The sequence below is a fragment of the Pseudomonas sp. FME51 genome, assembly GCF_014897305.1.
In genome coordinates, this window is the sequence record NZ_JABUYN010000003.1 from 57,078 (window position 1) to 79,506 (window position 22,429).

A 22,429-nucleotide genomic window follows, 5' to 3' on the forward strand; every position below is an offset into this window, starting at 1 on the left:
GAGTGAAGCTGACCCTCCCCCGGAGGGGTCTTATGAGCTATGTGATCGACCGTCGTCTGAACGGCAAGAACAAGAGCACGGTCAACCGCCAACGTTTTCTGCGCCGCTATAAGGCGCATATCAAGAAAGCGGTTGAAGAGGCGGTAGGCCGCCGCTCCATTACCGATATCGAACATGGGGAACAGATCAGTATCCCCGGTCGAGACATTGACGAACCCATCTTCCACCACGGCCCCGGCGGTCGCCAGACGCGTGTATTTCCCGGCAACCGCGAGTTTTCCACGGGGGATCGCATCGCCCGACCTGAAGGCGGCGGCGGAGGGGGTGGTGGCAGCCAGGCCGGCAACTCCGGCGAAGGCGAGGATGAATTTGTATTCCAGATAACTCAGGAGGAGTTCCTCGATTTCATGTTCGAGGATCTCGCCCTGCCCAACCTGATCAAACGACACCTGACGGGCACCGATACCTTCCGTACCGTGCGGGCCGGCATCAGTCAGCAGGGCAACCCATCGCGCATCAATATCGTGCGCTCCATGCGCGCCGCCCATGCCCGCCGCATCGCCCTGAGCGGAGGCAGTCGGGCGCGGCTGCGCGAGGCCGTCAAGGAACTGGAACAGCTGCGATTGCAACAACCCGACAATCTCTGCGACATCCAGGCTCTGGAGCAAGAGATCGAACAGCTGCGCAATCGCATCGATCGCGTTCCCTTCCTGGATACCTTCGACTTGCGCTACAACCTGCTGGTCAAGCAGCCCGATCCCAGCTCACGCGCAGTGATGTTCTGCCTGATGGATGTCTCCGGCTCAATGACCCAGGCCACCAAGGACATAGCCAAGCGCTTCTACATCCTGCTGTATCTGTTTCTGCAGCGTAACTACGAACGCATCGACGTGGTCTTCATCCGCCACCACACCAGCGCGAAAGAGGTCGATGAAGAGGAGTTCTTCTACTCGCGGGAAACCGGCGGCACCATCGTTTCCAGCGCCCTGCGGATGATGCAGCAGATCATTGCCGACCGTTACGCACCCGAAGAATGGAATATCTACTGCGCCCAGGCCTCCGACGGTGACAACTGGAACGATGACTCGCCGATCTGTCGCGAGTTGCTGATCCGCCAGTTGATGCCTGCCATGCAGTACTACTGCTACGTCGAGATCACTCCGCGCGAGCACCAGGCGCTATGGTATGAATATGAACACGTTGCCGAGCACTTTCCCGACAGCTTTGCTCAACAGCAGATTGTCGATGCGGGAGATATCTATCCGGTGTTCCGCAAGCTGTTCCAGAAGAGGATGGTCACATGATCCGACAGCCCATCTCCACCGAATCGGAATGGACCTTCGATCTGATCCGCGAATATGACCGCGAGATCGGCCGCATCGCCCGCGATGTCTATGGTCTGGATACCTACCCCAATCAGATCGAGGTGATCACCGCCGAGCAGATGATGGATGCCTACGCCTCGGTGGGCATGCCGCTGGGTTATCACCACTGGTCCTACGGCAAACACTTTCTGCATACGGAAAAGCACTACCAGCGGGGACAGATGGGCCTGGCCTACGAGATCGTGATCAACTCCGATCCCTGTATTGCTTATCTCATGGAAGAAAACACCATGACCATGCAGGCTCTGGTCATTGCTCACGCCTGCTATGGTCACAACTCCTTCTTCAAGGGCAATTACCTGTTCCGCAGCTGGACTGACGCCGGCTCCATCATCGACTATCTGGTGTTCGCCAAGCAGTACATCAGCGAATGCGAAGAGCGTCACGGCATCGACGCGGTGGAAGATCTGCTGGACTCCTGCCACGCCTTGATGAATTACGGCGTGGACCGCTACAAGCGACCCTATCCGGTCTCCGCCGAGGAGGAGCGCCGGCGTCAACGCGAACGTGAGGAGTATCTGCAACGCCAGGTCAATGACCTGTGGCGTACCATTCCGGTCAGTCCCGACGCCCATGACCGGCACCATGAAGAACCGCGGTATCCATCCGAGCCCCAGGAAAACCTGTTGTACTTCATCGAAAAAAATGCGCCGCTGCTTGAGCCGTGGCAGCGCGAAGTGGTGCGCATCGTGCGCAAGGTCGCGCAGTACTTCTACCCCCAGCGCCAGACCCAGGTCATGAACGAAGGCTGGGCCACCTTCTGGCATTACACCCTGCTTAATCACCTGTATGACGAAGGCAAGGTGACCGACGGCTTCATGATGGAATTCCTGCAGTCGCACACCAGCGTTATCTATCAGCCACCCTTCGACAGCCAATGGTTCAGCGGCATCAACCCCTACACTCTGGGGTTCGCGATGATGCAGGACATTCGCCGCATCTGTGAAAACCCCACCGCCGAAGATCGTGACTGGTTCCCCGACATTGCCGGCAGTGACTGGCTGGAAACCCTGAAGTTCGCCATGCGCACCTTCAAGGACGAAAGCTTCATCCTGCAGTACCTGTCGCCCAAGGTGATCCGCGACCTCAAGCTGTTTGCCATCGTCGACGATGAACAGGACGATCATCTGCAAGTGGCCGCCATCCATGATGACGCAGGCTACCGCCGAGTGCGGGAACTGCTCGCCGCACAATACAATCTGGGCAATAACGAGCCGAATATTCAGGTATGGCAAGTGGACCGCCGGGGCGACCGATCACTGTCCCTGCGTCACCAGCGCCATGAAGGCAAACCTCTGGGCGAAACCACCGAGCGCATGCTGAAGCATCTGCACCGGTTGTGGGGTTTTGATATCCATCTGCAGAGCATGGATGGCGATACTGTCAAAAGCGAGTCCCACATACCGCCCCGTCCCAAGGCCAATGAAGACCAGATACCGCGCTTTGACATGAACATCCCGCCGATCTGAGCCAACCTGGCGGGTTGCCAGAGCCCCTTTGAAGAGCATCCCAGGTGTTTTTCAGGCGGCTTCTTGGCCTGCCGGGCCCAATGCCTTACAGTCGCGCCATGAAAACAGATTTCACTACTTATCTGGTCGGTGGCGCCGTCCGCGACCAATTACTGGGTGTACCCTGGCACGAGCACGACTGGGTCGTGGTTGGTGCCACGCCCGAACAAATGGTCAACGCGGGCTTCCGCCCGGTCGGACAGGACTTTCCTGTATTCCTGCACCCACACACCGGCGAAGAGTACGCACTGGCCCGCACCGAGCGAAAAAGCGGCCGCGGCTACGGTGGATTCACCTTCCATGCCACCCCGGAAATCACCCTGGAACAGGACCTCCAACGGCGGGATCTGACGATCAATGCCATGGCCATGGATGATGCCGGCAACGTTATCGATCCCTATGGCGGACAGCAGGATCTGGATGCGCGGCTATTGCGCCATGTTTCCACTGCGTTTGCCGAAGATCCCCTGCGAGTGTTGCGGGTGGCCCGTTTTGCTGCACGCTATGCCCCGCAGGGGTTCCGCGTCGCCGATGAAACCCTGCAGCTGATGCGCGAATTGGCAGAGTCCGGTGAGCTGCAGGCACTCACCGCCGAGCGCACCTGGAAGGAAATCAGCCGAGCGCTGATGGAGAGCCGACCCGATGTATTCATCCGGGTACTGCATGAATGTGGCGCGCTGGCTGAGTTGCTTCCGGAAGTGAATTGCCTGTTCGGCGTGCCGCAACCCGAAACGCACCATCCGGAAGTGGATACCGGTGAACACGTGTTGCTGGTACTGCGCAAGGCCGCCGAGATGGCACTGCCGCTGCCGGCACGCTGGGCCTGTCTGCTGCATGACCTGGGCAAGGGGCGCACGCCCGAGCGGTTCTGGCCCAAGCACCATGGCCATGAAACCAAGGGGCTGGCCGCGGTCAAAGCAGTCAATCAGCGCTGCAAGGCACCGCGCGATTGCCAGGAACTGGCGCTGTTGACCTGCGAATATCACACCCATTGTCACCGCGCGCTGGAATTGAAACCCGGCACGCTGCTCAAACTGTTCAAGGCCTTCGATATCTATCGTCGTCCAGAGCGGTTCGAGCAGTTTCTCGGGGCCTGTGAGGCCGACGCACGGGGTCGAACGGGACTCGAACAGCGGGATTACCCCCAAGCCGACTACCTGCGCGCCGCCGCCGAGACCGCCCGCACGGCGGATGTGAAAGTGCTGCTGGAACAAGGCTATCAGGGCGCCGAGCTGGGTGCGGCGCTGGAGCAGGAAAGATTGCGACTGCTGTCTACCTATTGCCAGGATGCGCGCTGAAGGCGGCCCGCTTCAGCTCAGGCCGCGCCGCTCCCCGGAGCGGGATTGGCGGAAGACAGCCGCTGACGCAGCAGCAGCTCCGGCGTCAGCGGCTGGCCACGCCACTCGAAGGCTACTGGCCAGACTTTCTGATTCCCCCGCCAGCCAGCCCAGAGGTCGGCGGGGGTCTGCTCTCCGCCGGGTAACGACACATGGGGTGCCAGCAACGCCAGGGGCCACAGCACGAAAGCGTTGCGCCGCACTTCAGGTCGAGGCAGCGTCATACCCTGATGCTCACCGGCAAGATCACCGTACACCAGAATATCGATATCCAGGGTAATCCGACCGGGCGAGGACTGCTCACGCCGCCCACACGCAGCCTCGATCGCCTTGAGCGCAGCATTCAGGTCAACCAGATCCAACTGACACTCAGCGCCGACCACCATGTTGTAGAAACGCGTACCAAGAATGCCGACAGCATCGCTTTCAAACACCGGAGACAGATCCAGCGGCCCGAGCAATTGCTCAAGCGCATCCAACCCGCGCCGCAAATGGTGCTCACGCTCGGTGTTGCTGCCTACACCAAGAAAGAGAACTGTCATGCTGGACGCTGTCCCCGCTCGATGATCACACCCACACCCCCGCTGGCCTCTTTCACCGCGCCGGGCTTGGTGATCGTCAAACGCAACCAGGGCACATTGAATTCACTCAGTACCAGCGCGGCGACCCGCTCGGCCAGGGTTTCGATCAGCTCGAAATCAGTCGACGAGACATAGTCCAGCAGTCGCTGGCTGACCGCCGCATAATCCAGCGCCTGACTCAAATCATCATCCGCCGCAGCCCCACGAATGTCCCAAGCCATATCCAGGTCGAACAGCAGCCGCTGGCGGATGGTGCGCTCCCAGTCGTAGGCACCGATCACCGTCTCGACTTCCAGTCCTCTGACAAATACCTGATCCACCCTTTTCTCCCGTGTCGACTACAATGGCCTTTCGATCAACCCTGGCCAGGCGCACCATGACCGAATTAAATCTGTTGCTCTGTGTGGCGTATCTGCTCGGCTCGGTTTCCTTCGCCGTGCTGCTCGCCCGTCTGCGCCACCAGCCAGATCCACGCAGTTTTGGCTCGAAGAACCCGGGAGCCAGCAATATGCTGCGCCTGGGTAACCGCCGCTTGGCGCTGGGCACCCTGCTTGGCGACATGGGCAAAGGCGCCCTCGCCGTCTGGCTGGCCAGCCAGGCCGAACTCGAGCCCGTGCAACAGGCCTGGGTCGGACTCGCCGCCGTCATTGGCCACATCCTGCCGCTATATCATCGTTTTCAGGGCGGCAAGGGCGTGGCCACCGCCGCAGGCGTGTTGCTGGTACTCTCCTGGCCCGCCGCTGCGGTAGCGGCGCTGGCCTGGCTGAGCGCCTTCGCCATTCGCAGCACTGCTTCCCTCGCCTCGCTGGTCGCCTGCGTCGTGCTGCTGCCCTGGCTGGCTTGGCACAGCCCCGAACTGCAGATTCCGGTGAGCCTCATGGTATTGGTGATACTGCTGCGCCATAGACTGAATATCGGCCGCCTGCTGGCCGGCAACGAGAACCGCTTCAGACCTTGATCAACTGACGATAGACGGCAACTGCTCAAGCGGCCAGCGGGCATGGGTTACCAGTCCGTCGGCATCATGCTGTCCGGCGAGCAGCCGCTGGCAGCCAGCATAGGCGATCATGGCGCCGTTATCGGTACAGAACTCGGTGCGAGCGTAGAACAGCTCACCCTTTAGCCCTAGGGCCATGTGTTCCAGAGAAGCACGCAGGCGACGATTGGCACTGACACCACCGGCAATCACCAACCGCTTGAAACCGGTGGCCTGAAGCGCACGGCGACATTTGATGGTCAGCGTATCGACCACCGCCTGCTCAAAGGCCAGAGCGATATCGCAACGTGTCTGCTCGCTGTCATCACTCGCAGCCACACAGCGCTGCCAAGCCGTCAGCGTCGCAGTTTTCAGGCCGCTGAAACTGAAATCCAAGCCAGGCCGATCAGTCATCGGGCGCGGAAACACGAATCGACCGGGCTGACCACGTTCGGCAAGGCTGGCGATTTCCGGACCGCCGGGATAGCGCAGCCCCATCAGTTTGGCCGTCTTGTCGAACGCCTCGCCCGCCGCATCATCCAGTGATTCGCCAAGCAGCGTGTACTGACCGATACCATCAACCTTGACCAGCTGCGTATGCCCACCGGAGACCAGCAGAGCAACAAAGGGAAAAGCCGGGGGCTGGTCTTCAAGCATGGGCGCCAGCAGATGGCCTTCCATGTGATGCACACCCAAGGCTGGCACCTGCCAGGCAAACGCCAGCGCCCGCGCGAAGGCACCACCCACCAGCAGCGCACCGACCAATCCCGGCCCGGCGGTGTAGGCGATACCGTCCACCTCGCTGGCTGTCACACCGGCGCGCTCCATCACTTCCCGCATCAGCGGTACCAGACGCTTTACATGGTCGCGCGAGGCCAGCTCGGGGACCACGCCGCCATACACGCGATGCAGATCGATCTGGCTGAACAAGGCGTCCGCCAGCAGGCCGCGCTCGCTGTCGTACAGCGCAACGCCCGTTTCATCACAGGAGGTTTCAATACCCAGAACACGCATGGAATCAGGAATGCCGGTCAGCTTGGAAATAATGAGGCGTGCATGATAATCCCCATGACCCACTCAGACCAGCCTTTCCTGACCGATGCCTGACAGGCTGCAACGATCAAACGCATCCACCCTTTGCATTTCTCCACCGAAGGCGGTAACATCCGCTCCCCTTGAAATGCAATCGCTCTGATCCTTATGTCGGGGCTATTACTCACAGTTTTTTGAGAAAGGTACGAAATGCCTGCCGTCAAAGTAAAAGAGAACGAACCCTTCGACGTGGCCCTGCGTCGTTTCAAGCGCTCCTGCGAAAAAGCTGGCGTCTTGGCTGAAGTCCGCCGTCGCGAGTCTTACGAGAAGCCCACTACCGAGCGCAAGCGCAAGGCTGCTGCTGCCGTCAAGCGTCACGCCAAGAAGTTGCAACGCGAAAACCGTCGTCGCGAGCGTCTGTACTGAGTTCAGCTGCGACGTCCTGCAGGGCCTGATTTCAGGCCCGCCGAGCAAGCGGTCTAGCGCAGCATCGGCAGGACAGAACTGATTAGCGTACACATTGGTCCGGCCTTCCGGTATTACTGGAAATGGCTGGATTTCTGTGTTGCTTTCGCGTGCTATCATCTCACCCCGATAGCCGCCCGCCCAACGCCAGCTCCCATGCCGATGTTGTGGCAGACCCAGGGTCCACGACTCTGGATATCCATTCCACGTTTGCAAGGCAGCATGCATGGCTGGGCTGATCCCACAGGGTTTCATTGACGATCTTCTCGGACGCACTGATGTCGTCGAGGTGGTCGGCTCACGCCTGAAACTCAAGAAGACCGGCAAGAACTACTCGGCACTCTGCCCCTTCCATAACGAAAAATCACCCTCTTTCAGTGTCAGTCCCGACAAGCAGTTCTATTACTGCTTCGGCTGCGGCGCCGGCGGCAACGCCATTGGCTTCCTTATGGACTTCGAACGCCTGGATTTCCCCCAGGCAGTCGATGAACTGGCACGCCAGGCGGGTGTGGAAATACCCCGAGAAGACAGCGGCAACAGCCGCAGCCCACGTCAAACGCGCCAGGACAGCCCGCTGTATCCCGTCCTGGAAAATGCTGCCGCCTATTATCGGCAGCAGCTGCGCCGCCACACCCAGCGCAAACGGGCGGTGGACTACCTGCAGCAGCGCGGACTCAGCGGCCAGATTGCCAAACAGTACGACCTCGGCTTCGCCCCGCCCGGCTGGAATAACCTGATGGGACACCTGGCCACCGACAACAGCGAAGAAAAGCAGCTGATCGAAGCCGGCCTCGTGGTGGAAAATCCCGACAGTGGTAAACGCTACGACCGTTTTCGCGACAGGATCATCTTTCCCATCCGCGACAGCCGCGGCCGGGTAATCGGCTTCGGCGGCCGGGTACTGGGCGATGACAAACCCAAATACCTCAACTCGCCCGAGACCCCGGTTTTTCACAAGGGTCGCGAGCTGTACGGGCTGTACGAGGCGCGCAAGCAGAATCGCCAGCTGGACGATATTCTGGTGGTGGAAGGCTACATGGATGTCATCGCCCTGGCTCAGCACGGCGTAACCAATGCGGTTGCCACTTTAGGCACCGCCACCAGTGAAGAGCACCTCAAGCGCCTGTTCCGTATCGTCAACAGCGTGGTGTTCTGCTTCGACGGTGATAACGCCGGTCGCCAAGCCGCGTGGCGCGCACTGCAATCCTGCTTGCCGGCCCTGGAAGATGGACGCCATGTGCGCTTCATGTTCCTGCCCGACGGCCAGGACCCGGACAGCCTGATCCGCAGCGAAGGCCACGATGCCTTCCGCGCACGCATGGTGCAGCAGGCTCAGCCACTGACCGAATACCTGTTCCGCCACCTGGCTGAAGAGGCGCCGCCGAACAGCCTGGAAGGCAAAGCTCACCTGGCAACCCTGGCGCTGCCGCTGATTGAGCAGGTGCCCGGCAGCCTGCTGCGCCGCCTGCTGCGGCAATCGCTGGAGTCGCGCACCGGCATGGATCTGGACAGCCTGCCCACATCCGAGCCAGCAAGTCCGCCCATCATCGACTACGATTATGACTATGCTCCTGAGCGCCAGCTTGATGATATGCCCGACTGGGACAGCCCGACACCGAGCGCGCCGCCCAGCCGCACCCAACGCCGCCCCCAAAAGCACGAGCGCAGCGCAGTGGAGAGCCCGGTCATGGGCGCTACACGCACGCTACTGCACCACCCGCATCTGGCCGGCCTGGTGAAGCAGGCCAGACAGCTGGCCAACGAGGATGACGAAGAGGCACAGCTGCTGATTGCGTTGATCGATGCCCTGCAGAAAAACCCGCAGCTGTCGACAATAGAGTTATTGGCCAGGTGGCACGGAACGGCCCTGGGAGACCAGCTCAACCAGCTGGCGGAAAAGGAATGGCTGCTGAATATGCCCAGCGCCAACCTTGAACAACAGTTTTTCGACACCATAAACACACTGATGGCAAGACAAATCGACCGTCAGACTCAACACCTCCTCGACAAGTCGGCCCAGGCCCCACTCACCACCGAGGAAAAACAGCTGCTGCGGGAGCTTCTGAGCAGAAGACATACACCAACTGCCGGAACCTGACAATCAGGCAAACTGGCAAGACACCCTGATCTCAGGGTATAATCCGCAGCTTACTTTTTGTACACCTAGGCATCCACATAGGGTTGTTATGTCCGGAAAAGCGCAACAGCAATCCCGTCTCAAAGAGCTCATTGCCCGCGGTCGCGAGCAAGGCTACTTGACCTACGCGGAAGTCAACGACCATCTGCCTGAGGATATCTCAGATCCGGAACAGGTTGAAGACATCATTCGCATGATCAACGACATGGGAATCACGGTCTTTGAGACTGCACCCGATGCCGATGCTCTTCTGCTGGCCGACAACGACGCCGATGAAGCCGCTGCTGAAGAAGCAGCCGCTGCTCTGGCCGCCGTGGAAAGCGACATCGGCCGGACAACCGACCCGGTGCGCATGTACATGCGCGAAATGGGTACCGTCGAGCTGCTGACCCGCGAAGGCGAAATCGAAATCGCCAAACGCATCGAGGAAGGCATCCGCGAAGTCATGTCGGCGATCTCCATGTTCCCCGGCACCGTCGAAGGCATCATCACCGACTACCAGCGCATCACTGAAGAAGGTGGTCGCCTGACGGACATCTTCAGCGGTTATATCGACCCTGATGATGACGGCATGTCCGGCACTGACAACGCCATTGTGCCCGGCGAAACGGCCAAGGCGAAGAATGACAAAAAGTCTGACGACGAGAACGAAGAAGAAGACGACACCGAAGAAGAGGAAGAAGGCGATGGCGGCCCAGATCCGGAACTCGCCCGTCAGCGCTTTGGTGCCGTCAATGATCAGCTGCAGAAAGTCCGCAAGGTACTGAAGAAGCATGCCCGCAACAGCCCGGAAGTCATTGCCGAGCTGGAAGCGCTGGCGCTGCTGTTCATGCCGATCAAGCTGGTGCCCAAGCAGTATGAAGCACTGGTCGTTCGTGTCCGCAGCACCCAGGACAGCGTCCGCGCCCAGGAACGCGCCATCATGCAATTGTGCGTTCGTGATGCTCGCATGCCGCGTGCCGACTTCCTGCGCAGCTTCCCTGGCAACGAAACCAATGAACAGTGGGTCGACGACCTGCTGGCCGCCAAGCCGCGCTATGCCGAAGGCCTGGAAGCAGTCAAGGCAGACGTCATCCGCGCGCAGAAGAAACTCGTTGCGCTCGAGCAGGACGCTCAGCTGACGATTGCCGAGATCAAGGACATCAACCGTCGCATGTCGATCGGTGAAGCCCGTGCTCGTCGCGCCAAGAAGGAAATGGTCGAGGCCAACCTGCGCCTGGTTATCTCGATCGCCAAGAAGTACACCAACCGCGGCCTGCAGTTCCTCGACCTGATCCAGGAAGGCAACATCGGCCTGATGAAGGCGGTGGACAAGTTCGAATACCGTCGTGGCTACAAATTCTCGACCTATGCCACCTGGTGGATCCGGCAGGCCATCACCCGCTCGATCGCTGACCAGGCGCGCACCATCCGTATTCCGGTGCACATGATCGAGACCATCAACAAGCTCAACCGCATCTCCCGTCAGATGCTGCAGGAAATGGGTCGCGAACCTACGCCCGAAGAGCTTGGTGAGCGTATGGAAATGCCCGAGGACAAGATCCGCAAGGTATTGAAGATCGCCAAGGAACCGATCTCCATGGAAACCCCCATCGGTGACGACGAAGACTCGCACCTGGGTGATTTCATCGAGGACGGCGCCATGGAATCGCCGATCGACTCGGCCACCGTGGAAAGCCTCAAGGAAGCCACTCGCGACGTACTGTCCGGCCTCACTGCCCGTGAAGCCAAGGTACTGCGGATGCGCTTCGGCATCGACATGAACACCGATCACACCCTGGAAGAAGTCGGTAAGCAGTTCGACGTCACCCGGGAGCGGATCCGTCAGATCGAAGCCAAGGCCCTGCGCAAGCTGCGTCACCCGACCCGCAGCGACCACCTGCGCAGCTTCCTCGACGAGTAAGCACACCGCAGCACCAACAGAAACGCCCGGCTTGCCGGGCGTTTCTGTTTCTATCGCTCCACTCTCCGCCGCATGAAATTACGGCTTCGCTCTATGCTGCGCTCCGATCCTCGCCTATTCTGCTTCGGCAGCACCCCCAAATGGGTGTTCGAATAATAATAAGAGGAAAGGAATATGCAGCAGTATATGCAGCGTAGAAGTCTCGCTCGGCTAGGATTGATCAGTACCTTTCTGATGCTGGGTGCGTGCAAGTTCGGTGGCAGTGGCGGCGGTAGCGATAGTCCTCCTCCCGCCAGTTACAAGGCCACCATCGAACGCACCACCTACGGCATCCCCCATATCACCGCCGACAATTTCGCAGGCGCAGGATACGGACACGGTTACGCCATTGCGGAGGATAATCTCTGCGTGCTGGCCGATGCCTTTCTCACCTTCCGTGGCGAGCGCTCACGTTATTTCGGCCCGGATGCACCCGCCTCGCCGATGAGCACCTTTGGCTCGCCTCCCAATCTGGAAGCGGATTTCTTCTTCCGCTTTGTCGTCGATGACCAGCAGGTTGAGAAATTCAAAGATGAGCAATCTGAGGACGTACGTGACCTTCTGCACGGCTTCACCGCCGGTTACAACCGTTATGTAACTGAAATACAGGGCGGCGAGCATGCCGGTCGTCATGCCGACTGCCGCAACCAGGAATGGCTGATGACGGTAACTGAAGACGATCTCATGCGCCGCCTCGTCGGGCTTAACCTGGCCGCCAGCAGCGCTAACTGGGTAGAAGAAATCACCAGCGCGCAGCCGCCAGCCATCGGCGCGGCCACAATGCGCAGCCGCAGCGCACCGCAGGAACTGAACATCGATCCGGAGCGCTTCAAGCTGGGCCGCAAGGAGGGTATCGGCAGTAATACCTTCGCCTTTGGCAGCGACGTTACCGAATCCGGTGAAAGCCTGCTGTTTGCCAATCCCCATTGGTATCACCTGGGCATCGACCGTTTCTATCAGGTGCACATGACCGTTCCGGGCAAACTGGACATCTCCGGCGCCTCCATCATGGGCTCACCCATGATCCAGATGGGCTTCAATGACAATATTGCCTGGGCGCATACCGTCTCCACCGCCTATCGCTTCACCCTTTATCAGTTACAGCTGGCAAATGGCGACCCCACACGCTACCTCCAGGATGGCCAGGAGAAAGCGCTGGAGGCCACCGAGATAACCGTCCAGGTCAAGCAAGCCGATGGCTCCCTGACTCCCGCCTCGCGGACGCTATATCGCTCGGTCTACGGTCCGATGATCAACCTGGCAGGCATGGGCCTGCCGGGCTGGAGCGAGCAGGCCGCCTTCACCCTACGCGATATCAACCTCGAAAATACCCGATCCTTCGAGAACTTCTTCGCCTGGAACCAGGCAGAGTCGCTGGCTGACTTCTATGACATAACCAGACAGTACGTCGGTATTCCATGGGTCAACACCACGGCTATCGGCCGCGACGATGACCGAGCACTCTATTCCGACATCACCGCCGTGCCCAACGTACCCGACAGCATGTTGGCCGACTGTCTGGCTCCGGGTCTTGGCCCCATCGTCATTCAGCTGGTGCCGGGCCTGCCGCTGTTGGACGGCACTCGTAGCGAATGCGACTGGCGCACGGACCCGGACTCAAAACAAACCGGTGCGTTCGGCCCCAGCAAACTGCCCAGCCTGTTCTCCACCGACTATGTCGCCAACATGAATGACAGCTATTGGCTGAGCAATCCCGAGCAACCGCTGACCGGCTACGATGGCATCATCGGCCGCGAGAACTACCAGCAGACCTTGCGCACGCGCATGGGCCACACACTGGTCAGGGAACGACTGACAGGTACCGACGGCTTGAACGGTCATTTGGCCAGCAGCGAGAATATCCGCGATATCGTGCTCAACAGCCGGGTCTACAGCGCTGAATTGCTGAAAGACGATGTGCTTGCCAGCGTCTGCGATGCGGGTGCACCAGATACCGAGCAGCAGGCCTGCCAGATTCTGGCCAGCTGGAACAATACCGGTGAAATTGATGCGGTCGGCGCCCACATCTGGACCGCCTTCTGGACAAACATAAAGCTGGCCCCAGGTTTGAGCCTGTATGCCACTCCCTTCGATGCAACCGATCCGGTCAACACGCCAGCCGGACTAAGTACCAACAACAGCGTGCAGGAAGCCGTTCGCGCCGCATTCTCCAGCGCCGTTGCGGAACTGGTGGATGCCAATATCCCGCTGAACGCCAAGCTGGGTGATGTGCAATTCTTCCTCAAACCGGGCAAGCAGATTCCCCAATATGGGGGCGAGGGCGGAGAAGGCTATTTCACCGTGCTACGTAATACCTATATGCACGTGGTGGACTTCCCCGAAGGGGAACCGGTGAGGGCCTATACCTTCCTGAGCAACTCCCAATCTACCGATCCGGGGAGCCCGCATTACGCCGACTACACCGAAGCCTATGCGGACAAGAACTGGCATCGTATGCCCTTTACCAGGGAGCAGATCGAAGCGGAGCGCATCTCCAGCATCGATATCAGCGAATAGCACCAACCCAGATACAAGGCACCACAGGTGCCTTGTATCTTCCACACCCACTGTAATGCAGCCTAGCCAGAGCCAACCGCAGTACGTATAATCCGCGACTGTTGTAAATAAGTGGGCCTATAGCTCAGTTGGTCAGAGCAGTCGACTCATAATCGATTGGTCGTAGGTTCAAGTCCTACTGGGCCCACCATTTTCTCCACTCATGCCAGCCCCCCTCCGCGCAGGCACCCTCTACGTTACAGCGAAGCAACAGTCTCAGCCTTCGCCTGGCCAGCAGCCCTCCCCAGCCGCCAGCTCATCACCAGCACCACCAGCCCACCAACCACCATGCAGATCCATGCCCATTGCAGCGATGCCATGGCATCCCTGATGACACCTGCGAGCAGCGGCATCAAGGCGGCTATGGCGTAACCGCCGCCCTGTACGAAGGCCAGCAACGCGCCGGCCTCGGCGGGGGATTCGGCATGATCCAAGGTGACGATCAGCGACAATGGGAAGAGTGCGCCGATACCCAGTCCGAGCAAGATGATAGCCGGCAGCATGAGTGATATGGGCGCCAGGATCAGGCAGCCCAGCCCGGCCAGCATCAACAGAATGACGAAGGTCAACAGCGGTCGGCGATCCGGGAAGCGATGCACCATGGATGACACCGCCAACCCAGCGACCACTTCCATCGCCGATAGCGCGCCGAGCAGGTAGCCAGCGTGGACCGGTGAGCGCCCCAGATCAATGTAGTAAGCCGGCAGCCAGGCCAGGACCAGCGTGTAAGCGCTGGTGCCAATGCCGAAGAACGCCAGCAGGAACCAGGCCCGCGAGCTGCGGTAGGGCAACACAACGCTGTCCGCCGTGTGCTGCCGGCCGCCGGCATAGCGCATCCAGGCAATCAGTGCGAGCAAGGCCGGAATCAGGGCGACACCCAGCACCAGCCGCCAACCGCCGATTGCCGCCGCAGGGGCTGCTCCGGCTGCTGCTATCACCGCGCCCCCCATGATACCGGTGGTAAACAGGCCCATCAGCGAGCCCGCGCGCTCGGGGTGGTTTCTTTTCAGCCAGGCCGGCATCAAGGCCTGGACCATCGCGATACCGGCACCGGCGATCGCCGCCGAAACGATCAGCCAGGCGCCTGAGTCAATAACGAATCTCGCCGCGCTGGCCAGGGTGATCAACAGCATCCCGAGTGCTATTCCTCTCACCTCGCCTATCCAGCGTTGCAGCCACGGACCGGCAAGAGCACAAATGCCCATCAGGAAAACCGGCAAGGTGGTCAATAGACTCGCCTGGGTGCTGCTGAGCCCCAGATCCTGCTGGAGAATGTCCAGCAACGGGCCGATAGCCGCCATGATCGGCCGAAGATTGAAGCCAATAAGTAAGGCAAGCCCCGCAATCAGCGAGTACCGGGGGGAGATCGGCATGAGTTATTTCCAGGAGGGCAAAACGCGAGCGCGTATATTAACATGTCCCATATGGAGGCGTGCGCGCCTGGCACAGCGTCGGCAGAGATCCCGATGCCAACCTGTGAGAATGCAATATGCCCGACAGTACAGTAAATCTGCATGAGTTCAATCGCCAGGATATCTGGGAAGGGTTCAAGCAGCTTGTCCCCATTGCTATTTTTGTTATCGCTTTCGGCGCGGCCTTTGGGCTTGCGGCGACTCAGACCGACTTATCGCCCTCCTTGAGCATGTTCATGAGTACGCTGGTGTTCGCCGGTGCCTCCCAGTTCGCGGCGCTGGAGTTGTGGGGCGCGCAGATCCCTGTAGTCCCGCTGGCCCTTACGGTACTCGCCATCAATGCCCGTCACCTGCTGATGGGCGCCTCCCTTTACCCATGGTTGCGTTATCTATCACCCGCAAAGCGCTACGGCATCATGCTGGTTGCTTCCGATGCCAATTGGGTGATGTCGGTACAGGCGTTTCACCGCGGGCAGCCCGGCTTCGGACTTCTGTTCGGTGGCGGTCTCGCACTCTGGTCATTCTGGATCTTCGGTACCTGGCTGGGTATTTATTTCGGCGGCGCCATACAGGACCCGACCCTGTATGGGTTGGACATGGTGATGGGCTGTTTCCTGTTGGCGATGGCGGTCGGTGGTGACAAAAGTCTTCGATTGCTGATTATCTGGGCGGTTGCAGCCTGCTCAGCCCTGCTCGCCTATTGGTACCTGCCTGAGAACAGCCATGTCGTGGTCGGCGCCCTGGCCGGTGGTGTGCTGGGTGCAGTGTGGATGGAGAAACACCAATGAATATCGAAACGGTAGGCTATGGCGCTCCGATCATCGTACTGATCATGGCTGTCGTCACCTTGGCAACCCGCTGGGGCGGCGTCTTCATCATGTCATTTGTGCCCATCGGCTACCGGGTTAAACAGTTCATCAGTGCCATGTCCGGTTCAGTACTGGTGGCACTGCTGACGCCCATGGCCATAGAGGGGGATACCAGCGCACGCCTTGCACTACTGACCACAGCAATCATCATGCTGGTATGGAAGAAACCCTTACCTGCTATTGCGGCCGGTATTCTGGTCGCTGCGGTTTCCAGGCAGTTCTGAATTTGTGATTCAACCCTGAATGGGCAGGCACTTTCGGTCCAGCACCTCAATCCAACACCTTCCCCTCCCCCGCATCCGCCGGCGTCAACAACACATACAACGCCGGCACCACAAACAGCGCCAGCACCGACACCGAGATCAGGCCGAAGATGATCACCAATGTCAGCGGCCGATAGAAGGCACTGCTGATTGCCAGCGGCACCAGACCAATGATGGTGGTGATGGCCGTAGTGAGCAGTGGCCGCAGGCGCCGGGCGGAGCCCGCCGCGGCGGCTTCGGGGATGCTCATGCCTTCTTTCAGGAAACTGTTCATGGTGTCGACCATGATGATGCCGTTGTTGATGGCAATACCGATCAGCGAGACCAGACCAATCATCGCAAAAAACGAGAAGGTGATATCGAACATCCAGAAGCCGAGGGCGGAGCCGATCACAGCCAGCGGCATGGTGGCAAAGATGATGAAGGCCTGGCGAAAACTGCTGAACAGGATGACCAGCACGCCAACCACCAACACCACGGCGACGACCAGTGCCAGCAGCGCTGAAGAGAAGGTTTCCGTGGTGTCCGCGGCTTCACCCCCGATCACGGCGCGGTAACCGGATGACCATTGCCGCTGCATCTCATCCAGCTGCGGCTGGACTTCGGCAAAAACTTCGCCAACGGTGCGCCCTTCGTTCTTGGCCATGACGGTCAACGCCCTTTCGCCGCCAACATGGGAGATGGCGATGGCTGACTCGGACTGGTTGGGCTTGAGCAGCTGTTGCATGGCAATCGAGCGGCCATCCTGGGTGAAGGCGCGCACCCGCGCCAGCTCCTCAGTGCTGCGCGGTCCGCCAGCCTCGCCGGGACGGCTGGGCCATTCGGTACCCAGGCGGATATCGATATTGTCATCGCCATCCGCGGTGACGAAGGTACCGACTTCGTCGGAGCTGAAGGCGATACGCAGCTGCGAGGCCAGATCGCCGTGATCAATGCCGAAGAAGTTGGCGGCTTCGCGGTCGGGCTGCAGCGCCAGCTGCGGCTTGAGCATACCGATGTTGTCACGCACATCGACTACACCCTGAGTGCCGGCCAGCAGCGTCTGCACTTCGCGCGACAACCGCAGCAACTCATCCATGTCCGAACCGATCAACTGGATCTCGATCGGATCGCCCATGCTCGGGCTGCTGGATTCCGGCACGACCAGCAACTGGGCGGCGGCGACATGCTGATTCAGATAAGCAGACAATTCACGGCGCAGCTCATCGGCCAGTTCATAGGAGGGAGCGTCGCGTTCTTCAAGCGGGAGGAAAGTAGCGGAGAAGCCGATAAAGTTTTCCGCCTCGCTGGGCTGCAGGTTGGCAGCCATCGAGCCGGCGGCGAAGGGGCTCTTGAGGCCCACCAGCTTCACCACATTCTCGAAATACGGTTTGTTTCGCAGGATGGCGCCGATGTCATCGGCTACCGCCTGGGAGCTTTCCAGCTGCACCGTGGGCGGCAACTCGATGTTGATGCCCAGCCGCTCCCCGTCTGTTGGCGGGAAAAGCTCGATCCGCGCTTGGGTGAAAGCCCACATGGAAAATACAAACAGCGCGATGGCAGCGATCACCCATAACCAGGATTGACGCCGGTGCTGCACCACCCAGCGCGCATTCCAGCTTTCCAGGGCGCTGACCGCCCGGCTGGTTATACGGTCGGACAGCCCCTGGCGCTGCGGATCCTCGGATTTGCGCTGCTTACCCAGCAGGGCGCGGGCCAGCGGCAGAGTGCATAGCATGGCGACAATGAACGAGAGGATCAGACAGACCACGGTGGTGGTCGGCAATACTCGGATGAATTCCCCTACGGTACCGCTGATCGACATCAGCGGCGCCAGCGCCAGGATGGTGGTCAACTGTGCGGCAAAGGCCGGCAGGGCATAGCGTTTGACCGTAGCCAGCACCGCCTGACCGAAGGTCTTGCCGCCGTTGTAGATCTCGTCGTGCAGGCCTTCCAGTAGAATGATGAACACATCAACGATCATCACCAGCGCGATCACCATGCCGATGACCACCAGTTCGTTGAGCGAGTAGCCCATGATCAGGATGATCAGCAGCACTCCGGCAAAGGTCACCGGCACCGACAGGCCGGCGAGAATCGCCTCGCGCCAGGCAATGGTCAGCAGCAGGATGATGAAGACCACCGCCATGGTCTGCAGCGCACTGAAAAACACCTCGGCCAGCGACTCCATGATCTGGTCCGCTTCATCCTGAATAACGCTGTATTCCAGGCCGGACGGCCAAGCGCCCTCTTCCTGCATTTGTGCCAATGCGCTGTGCAGGCTCGCCACCAGGTTCACCGTATCGGCGCCGGGGCTCTTGCGTACCGAGATATCCAGCGACGCGGCATAGTCTTCACCATTCGCACTGAAGAAAGCGCGGGAAGTTTCGGTTTCCTGCATGCGGCGCACCGATGCCACTTCGTCGAGACGCACCGGACGATCGGCGCCGGGGCCGCTGAGCCTTGCCACCGGCAGAGCCCGCAAATCGTCAACATCGCGGAAACGCCCTTCCAGACGCACCACGGCACCGATATCGTCGCTGTGAATTTCGCCGAACGGCTGCTCCACGTTGGCCTGCTGCACGGCATTGCGCACAACTGATGGCGACAACCCCAACGCCAGCAGGCGCTCGGGACGCAGCAATATCTGCACTATCTCTTCGCGCTCCCCGCCGATGCTCACTTCCCGGACACCGGTCACCCGCTCCAATACATCGCGGATGCGCCGGGCCTGGTCGTTCATGGTCGCCGAGCCGGCTTCGCCATGCAGGGTGAAGGTGAGAATCGGCCGGTCATCCACCGATGCCTGCTCGATCGCCGGACGCTCCACGTCCGCCGGTAGCTCCGCCTCGGCATCGGCCACCGCAGCACGCAGCCGGGTCATGGCGTCAATCGGATCGGCGGAGGCATCAAATTCGACAGAGATGACCGAAAAGGAATCATAGGAGGCGCTGTCGACCTTGCGCACCCCTTCCAGCGTAGTGACTTCGTCCTCGATGATATCGGTGACTTGCTCTTCGATGGTGCGCGGGTCGGCACCGGGCCAGCCGGTGGTGATGGTGGCCTGGGGAATATTCAGATCCGGCAGGGATTCCTTGACCAGCTGGGTATAGGCCATCAGCCCGCCGAGCAGCAGGGTGATCAGCAGCAAAATACCGAAGATCGGCTGCAGGAAGAAGAACCGCGCCAGCGGGTGAGCTGAGCGCACCTCATCGCTTTCTTGCCGGGCATCGGCCGGCAGGCTGTCATCCGGATCCTTGGCGGTGCTCATTCAGGATCCCCACCGGCTTGCAGGATCCTCACCCGCTGCCCATCGTAGAGCGCCGCACGCCCATCGGTCACCACCAGTTCGTCCTCCTCTACCCCGTCAATGACGGCACGGTAGGCGCCGGCCTGTTGGCCCAGCTCAACCCGGCGCTCATGGACCCGGCCGCTGTCGCTGTCCACCACGAAGAGAAAGGCCTGATCATTGCGAAAGCGCAGCGCTTCCAAGGGGACGGCCAGATTGTCCTGCAACGCTGGCAGGGCGATCCAAACCGCGACGAACTCGCCATCCTGCAACCGGGGGGTATCGCCTTCGGTGTGCACGATGACCTCGAAGGTGCGGGTTTCCGGATCAAGGGACGGGCTGATCGCATGCACCTTGCCGGCCACCCGATCCTCGCCGATCAACGGATCGACATCACGCCCATCCAAGGGTGGCTCACCCCCGATCATCACTCGAGCACCGTTCTCGACCTGGCGAAAATCGTAGGATGGCAGATCCACCCGCACTTCGAAGCGGTTCGGATCGATCACCAGCACCGGCACCGTGCGCAGCGCGTTCTGCTCAGTGTTGGTCTGCACTATGCTGGGCATGAAGTAGCGGCCCTTCTCGATATTCAGCCGTGCCAATACCCCGTCAATGGGCGATATCAGGCGCGACTCATCGACACTCAACTGCGCCTGCGCCAGTTGCGCACGGCTGTTGTCCCGGGCGGCGGTGGCCTGCTCTACCTGCACCACGGCCTGGTCCAGTTCCTGCTGCGAAGCTGAGCGCTGTTCGATCAGCGTTTGGTAGCGCTTGCGGGTTACCTTGGCCAGTGAGAGGTTGGCTTCGGCTTCGGCCAGTGCCGCCCTGGCCGCCTGCAAATCCGCCTGCACCCGCTCCGGTGCCTGATGAGCGATCAGTTGCCCTGCCTTGACCGGGCTGCCGATCCGCAGTTCCTCATCCACATGGGACACCACGCCCTGCTGGGTGAAGGTAAGAAATTCACGCTGCCGGGAACGGGCGGTACCCTGACTGTAAACCCAGGCCTGCAGGTTGCGGTGCTCCACCGGTACCACCTTGACGCTGACCACCTGGGCACCGCTATCCTGCTGGGCTGCGGCGTTGGGCTCAGCGTCCTGCTGCTGGTCCGGTTCCTCCGAGCCGCCACAACCCAGCAGGCCGAACAACAGGGCCATGCCGATGGCGCTCAGTCGAGTCTTGTTCATTTATCTGCGCTCTTCTGGTGGGTTGGTGGATAAGCTGCCGGCAGCCACGGGCGTCACTGCAAGCACCCCAGGCGAGACAGGCTCGAAGCCGCCACCCAGGGCCAGATGCAGGGTAATGCGGTTTTCGATGCGCGCATGGCGGGCAGTGATATGGGCGCTGCGGCCATCCAGGGCGCGCTGCTGGCTTTCCAGTACATTGAGGAAGGGGTCTATCCCCTGCTGATAGCGGTTATAGGACATGTGCACTGCCTCTTCGGCAGCACTGGCAGAAGCATCCAGGTTGGATTCGCGCCTCGCCAGAACGGTATCCACCGCCAGCATGCTTTCCACCTCGGCCAATGCATTCAGCGCCGTCTCGACATAAGCGTACAAGGCTTCGTCCTGCTGACCTTCGGCAATATCCACCTGGGCTACCAGGCGCCCACCCTGGAATACCGGCTGCATGATCTGTCCGGCAATTGACCATACGAGATTACTGCTATCGAACAGGCCAGACAGCTCACCGCTGGCATAGCCGGCCGAGCCGCTCAGTGACAAGGAGGGTAAAAAGGAACGCTCGGCTGCGCCCAGTTGGTAGCCGGCGGCCAACAAGGCCAATTCTGCAGCGCGTACATCCGGTCGCCGCTCCAGCAGCTGCGCAGGAACACCTGCCGCCGGGGCTGCCGGCACGCTGGGTAAGGTGTCGGCCGTCTGCAGGGTGCCCGTGGGGTAATAGCCGAGCAGCACATCGAGCTGGCGCAGGGTGCGTGCCAGCGCCTCCCGACGCTGCTCCAGTCCCGCCTCGGCTGAGCCCAAGTTAGCCTGGGCCAGCATGGCATCCGCCGGCGAGGCAATACCCACCTGCGACCGATTGCCAATCTGCCGGGACATTTCCGCCAGCGCCTCAACGGTGCGCTCGGACAGCTCTACTTGAGCGCGCGCATGAACGATTTCGTAATAGAGTTGCACCACCTGAGCCGCGACCGATTGCCGGGCGCCGCGCAACTGCTCGGCACTGGCCAGGAATTCCGCGCGGGCAGCCGAGCTGAGTGCCGACAGTCGCCCCCACAGATCCAGCTCCCAGCTGACATCCAAGGCGGCGTTGTGATTATTGCTGATGAAGGACATGTCATCGGCCAGCTCTCCCAATGGTCCGGCCATGGCGCTCATGTTCTGGCGTTGGCGGGCGCTGTTGAGCCCTACTCCCGCCTGGGGTAGCTGATCAGCGCGGTTCAGCCGGATGCGCGCCTCTGCGACCTGAGCCCGGGCTAACGCCTGAGCCACACCTGGATTGCGCACCAGCGCCGTTTCGACAAAGCCATCCAGTTGCTCGTCACCGAAGTCTCGCCACCAGCGTTCTACCGGTGTATAGCCACTGGTGAGAGTAGCGCTGAAATTCTCTGGCAGCGCGAAGGGTAACTCCGGCTCAGCGGGTGGCGCAACACTACAGGCGCTGGTCAGAACTGCAGCGACCATAGCAATGCAGGGGAGCAATCTGTAAAAGCTGAAATTCATTCACCGTCCTTTTCTGG

General features: G+C 60.4%; 17 protein-coding genes and 1 tRNA gene. 11 read left to right on the forward strand and 7 right to left on the reverse strand.

The features are described 5' to 3' along the window. Positions 1-32: 32 nt before the first annotated feature. From INT39_RS06880 to INT39_RS06890, 3 genes are all read left to right on the forward strand, one after another. Positions 33-1,304 carry a YeaH/YhbH family protein gene (locus INT39_RS06880; protein WP_193073148.1) on the forward strand — a complete coding sequence of 424 codons (1,272 nt, stop codon included), beginning with the start codon at positions 33-35 and terminating at the stop codon, positions 1,302-1,304. Continuing rightward, positions 1,301-2,854: a SpoVR family protein gene (locus INT39_RS06885; protein ID WP_193073150.1), complete on the forward strand. Its 1,554-nt coding sequence runs from the start codon at positions 1,301-1,303 to the stop codon at positions 2,852-2,854. The genes INT39_RS06880 and INT39_RS06885 overlap by 4 nt, the downstream gene beginning before the upstream one ends. A gap of 98 nt (positions 2,855-2,952) precedes the next feature. Continuing rightward, complete coding sequence (locus INT39_RS06890; RefSeq protein WP_193073152.1) at positions 2,953-4,191, forward strand: multifunctional CCA addition/repair protein; 1,239 nt, start codon at positions 2,953-2,955, stop codon at positions 4,189-4,191. 17 nt (positions 4,192-4,208) lie between these two features. On the opposite strand, the gene folK is transcribed toward INT39_RS06890, so the two are convergent. Together folK and folB are read right to left on the reverse strand one after the other, a co-directional pair. Further along, positions 4,209-4,772: a 2-amino-4-hydroxy-6-hydroxymethyldihydropteridine diphosphokinase gene (gene folK, locus INT39_RS06895; RefSeq protein WP_193073154.1), complete on the reverse strand. Its 564-nt coding sequence runs from the start codon at positions 4,770-4,772 to the stop codon at positions 4,209-4,211. Further along, the gene (folB, locus tag INT39_RS06900) at positions 4,769-5,131 is read right to left on the reverse strand and encodes a dihydroneopterin aldolase (protein WP_193073156.1); all 363 of its coding nucleotides are present in this window, start codon (positions 5,129-5,131) and stop codon (positions 4,769-4,771) included. The genes folK and folB overlap by 4 nt, the downstream gene beginning before the upstream one ends. A 56-nt stretch (positions 5,132-5,187) precedes the next feature. Between folB and plsY the strand changes: the two genes are divergently transcribed. Next, on the forward strand, positions 5,188-5,769 hold the full coding sequence (gene plsY / locus INT39_RS06905) for a glycerol-3-phosphate 1-O-acyltransferase PlsY (protein ID WP_193073158.1): 582 nt from the start codon (positions 5,188-5,190) through the stop codon (positions 5,767-5,769). On the opposite strand, the gene tsaD is transcribed toward plsY, so the two are convergent. Then, positions 5,770-6,801: a tRNA (adenosine(37)-N6)-threonylcarbamoyltransferase complex transferase subunit TsaD gene (tsaD, locus tag INT39_RS06910; protein WP_193073443.1), complete on the reverse strand. Its 1,032-nt coding sequence runs from the start codon at positions 6,799-6,801 to the stop codon at positions 5,770-5,772. A gap of 228 nt (positions 6,802-7,029) precedes the next feature. Between tsaD and rpsU the strand changes: the two genes are divergently transcribed. From rpsU to INT39_RS06935, 5 genes are all read left to right on the forward strand, one after another. Beyond that, positions 7,030-7,245, forward strand: a complete 216-nt coding sequence (rpsU, locus tag INT39_RS06915) for a 30S ribosomal protein S21 (protein ID WP_090274341.1) — start codon at positions 7,030-7,032, stop codon at positions 7,243-7,245. Between the two features lie 265 nt (positions 7,246-7,510). Continuing rightward, positions 7,511-9,382: a DNA primase gene (dnaG, locus tag INT39_RS06920; protein ID WP_193073159.1), complete on the forward strand. Its 1,872-nt coding sequence runs from the start codon at positions 7,511-7,513 to the stop codon at positions 9,380-9,382. Between the two features lie 88 nt (positions 9,383-9,470). Continuing rightward, positions 9,471-11,324 carry an RNA polymerase sigma factor RpoD gene (rpoD, locus tag INT39_RS06925; protein WP_193073160.1) on the forward strand — a complete coding sequence of 618 codons (1,854 nt, stop codon included), beginning with the start codon at positions 9,471-9,473 and terminating at the stop codon, positions 11,322-11,324. Between the two features lie 174 nt (positions 11,325-11,498). Next, a complete protein-coding gene (locus tag INT39_RS06930) occupies positions 11,499-13,880 on the forward strand; it encodes a penicillin acylase family protein (RefSeq protein WP_226944604.1) in 2,382 nt (793 codons plus the stop codon). A gap of 113 nt (positions 13,881-13,993) precedes the next feature. Continuing rightward, positions 13,994-14,070: transfer RNA gene (locus INT39_RS06935), tRNA-Ile, on the forward strand. A 46-nt stretch (positions 14,071-14,116) separates the two neighbouring features. Here the strand turns inward: INT39_RS06935 and INT39_RS06940 are convergent. Next, a complete protein-coding gene (locus tag INT39_RS06940; protein ID WP_193073161.1) occupies positions 14,117-15,292 on the reverse strand; it encodes an MFS transporter in 1,176 nt (391 codons plus the stop codon). A 116-nt stretch (positions 15,293-15,408) separates the two neighbouring features. Here INT39_RS06940 and INT39_RS06945 point away from each other — a divergent pair, with 116 nt between their 5' ends. Together INT39_RS06945 and INT39_RS06950 are read left to right on the forward strand one after the other, a co-directional pair. Continuing rightward, entirely contained in the window at positions 15,409-16,119 is a 711-nt protein-coding gene (locus INT39_RS06945) for an AzlC family ABC transporter permease (protein WP_193073163.1), read from the forward strand. Further along, positions 16,116-16,424 (forward strand): AzlD family protein, encoded by a 309-nt coding sequence (locus tag INT39_RS06950; protein WP_193073166.1) that lies wholly within the window; start codon positions 16,116-16,118, stop codon positions 16,422-16,424. The genes INT39_RS06945 and INT39_RS06950 overlap by 4 nt, the downstream gene beginning before the upstream one ends. A 46-nt stretch (positions 16,425-16,470) precedes the next feature. Here INT39_RS06950 and INT39_RS06955 read toward each other — a convergent pair whose 3' ends face one another. The 3 genes from INT39_RS06955 to INT39_RS06965 are packed head-to-tail and all read right to left on the reverse strand — an operon-like array spanning position 16,471 to position 22,412. Continuing rightward, positions 16,471-19,713 (reverse strand): efflux RND transporter permease subunit, encoded by a 3,243-nt coding sequence (locus INT39_RS06955; RefSeq protein ID WP_193073169.1) that lies wholly within the window; start codon positions 19,711-19,713, stop codon positions 16,471-16,473. Then, positions 19,710-20,918, reverse strand: a complete 1,209-nt coding sequence (locus tag INT39_RS06960) for an efflux RND transporter periplasmic adaptor subunit (RefSeq protein WP_193073173.1) — start codon at positions 20,916-20,918, stop codon at positions 19,710-19,712. Before INT39_RS06960 ends, INT39_RS06955 begins: the two co-directional genes overlap by 4 nt. Continuing rightward, complete coding sequence (locus INT39_RS06965; protein WP_193073176.1) at positions 20,919-22,412, reverse strand: efflux transporter outer membrane subunit; 1,494 nt, start codon at positions 22,410-22,412, stop codon at positions 20,919-20,921. Positions 22,413-22,429: the final 17 nt, after the last annotated feature.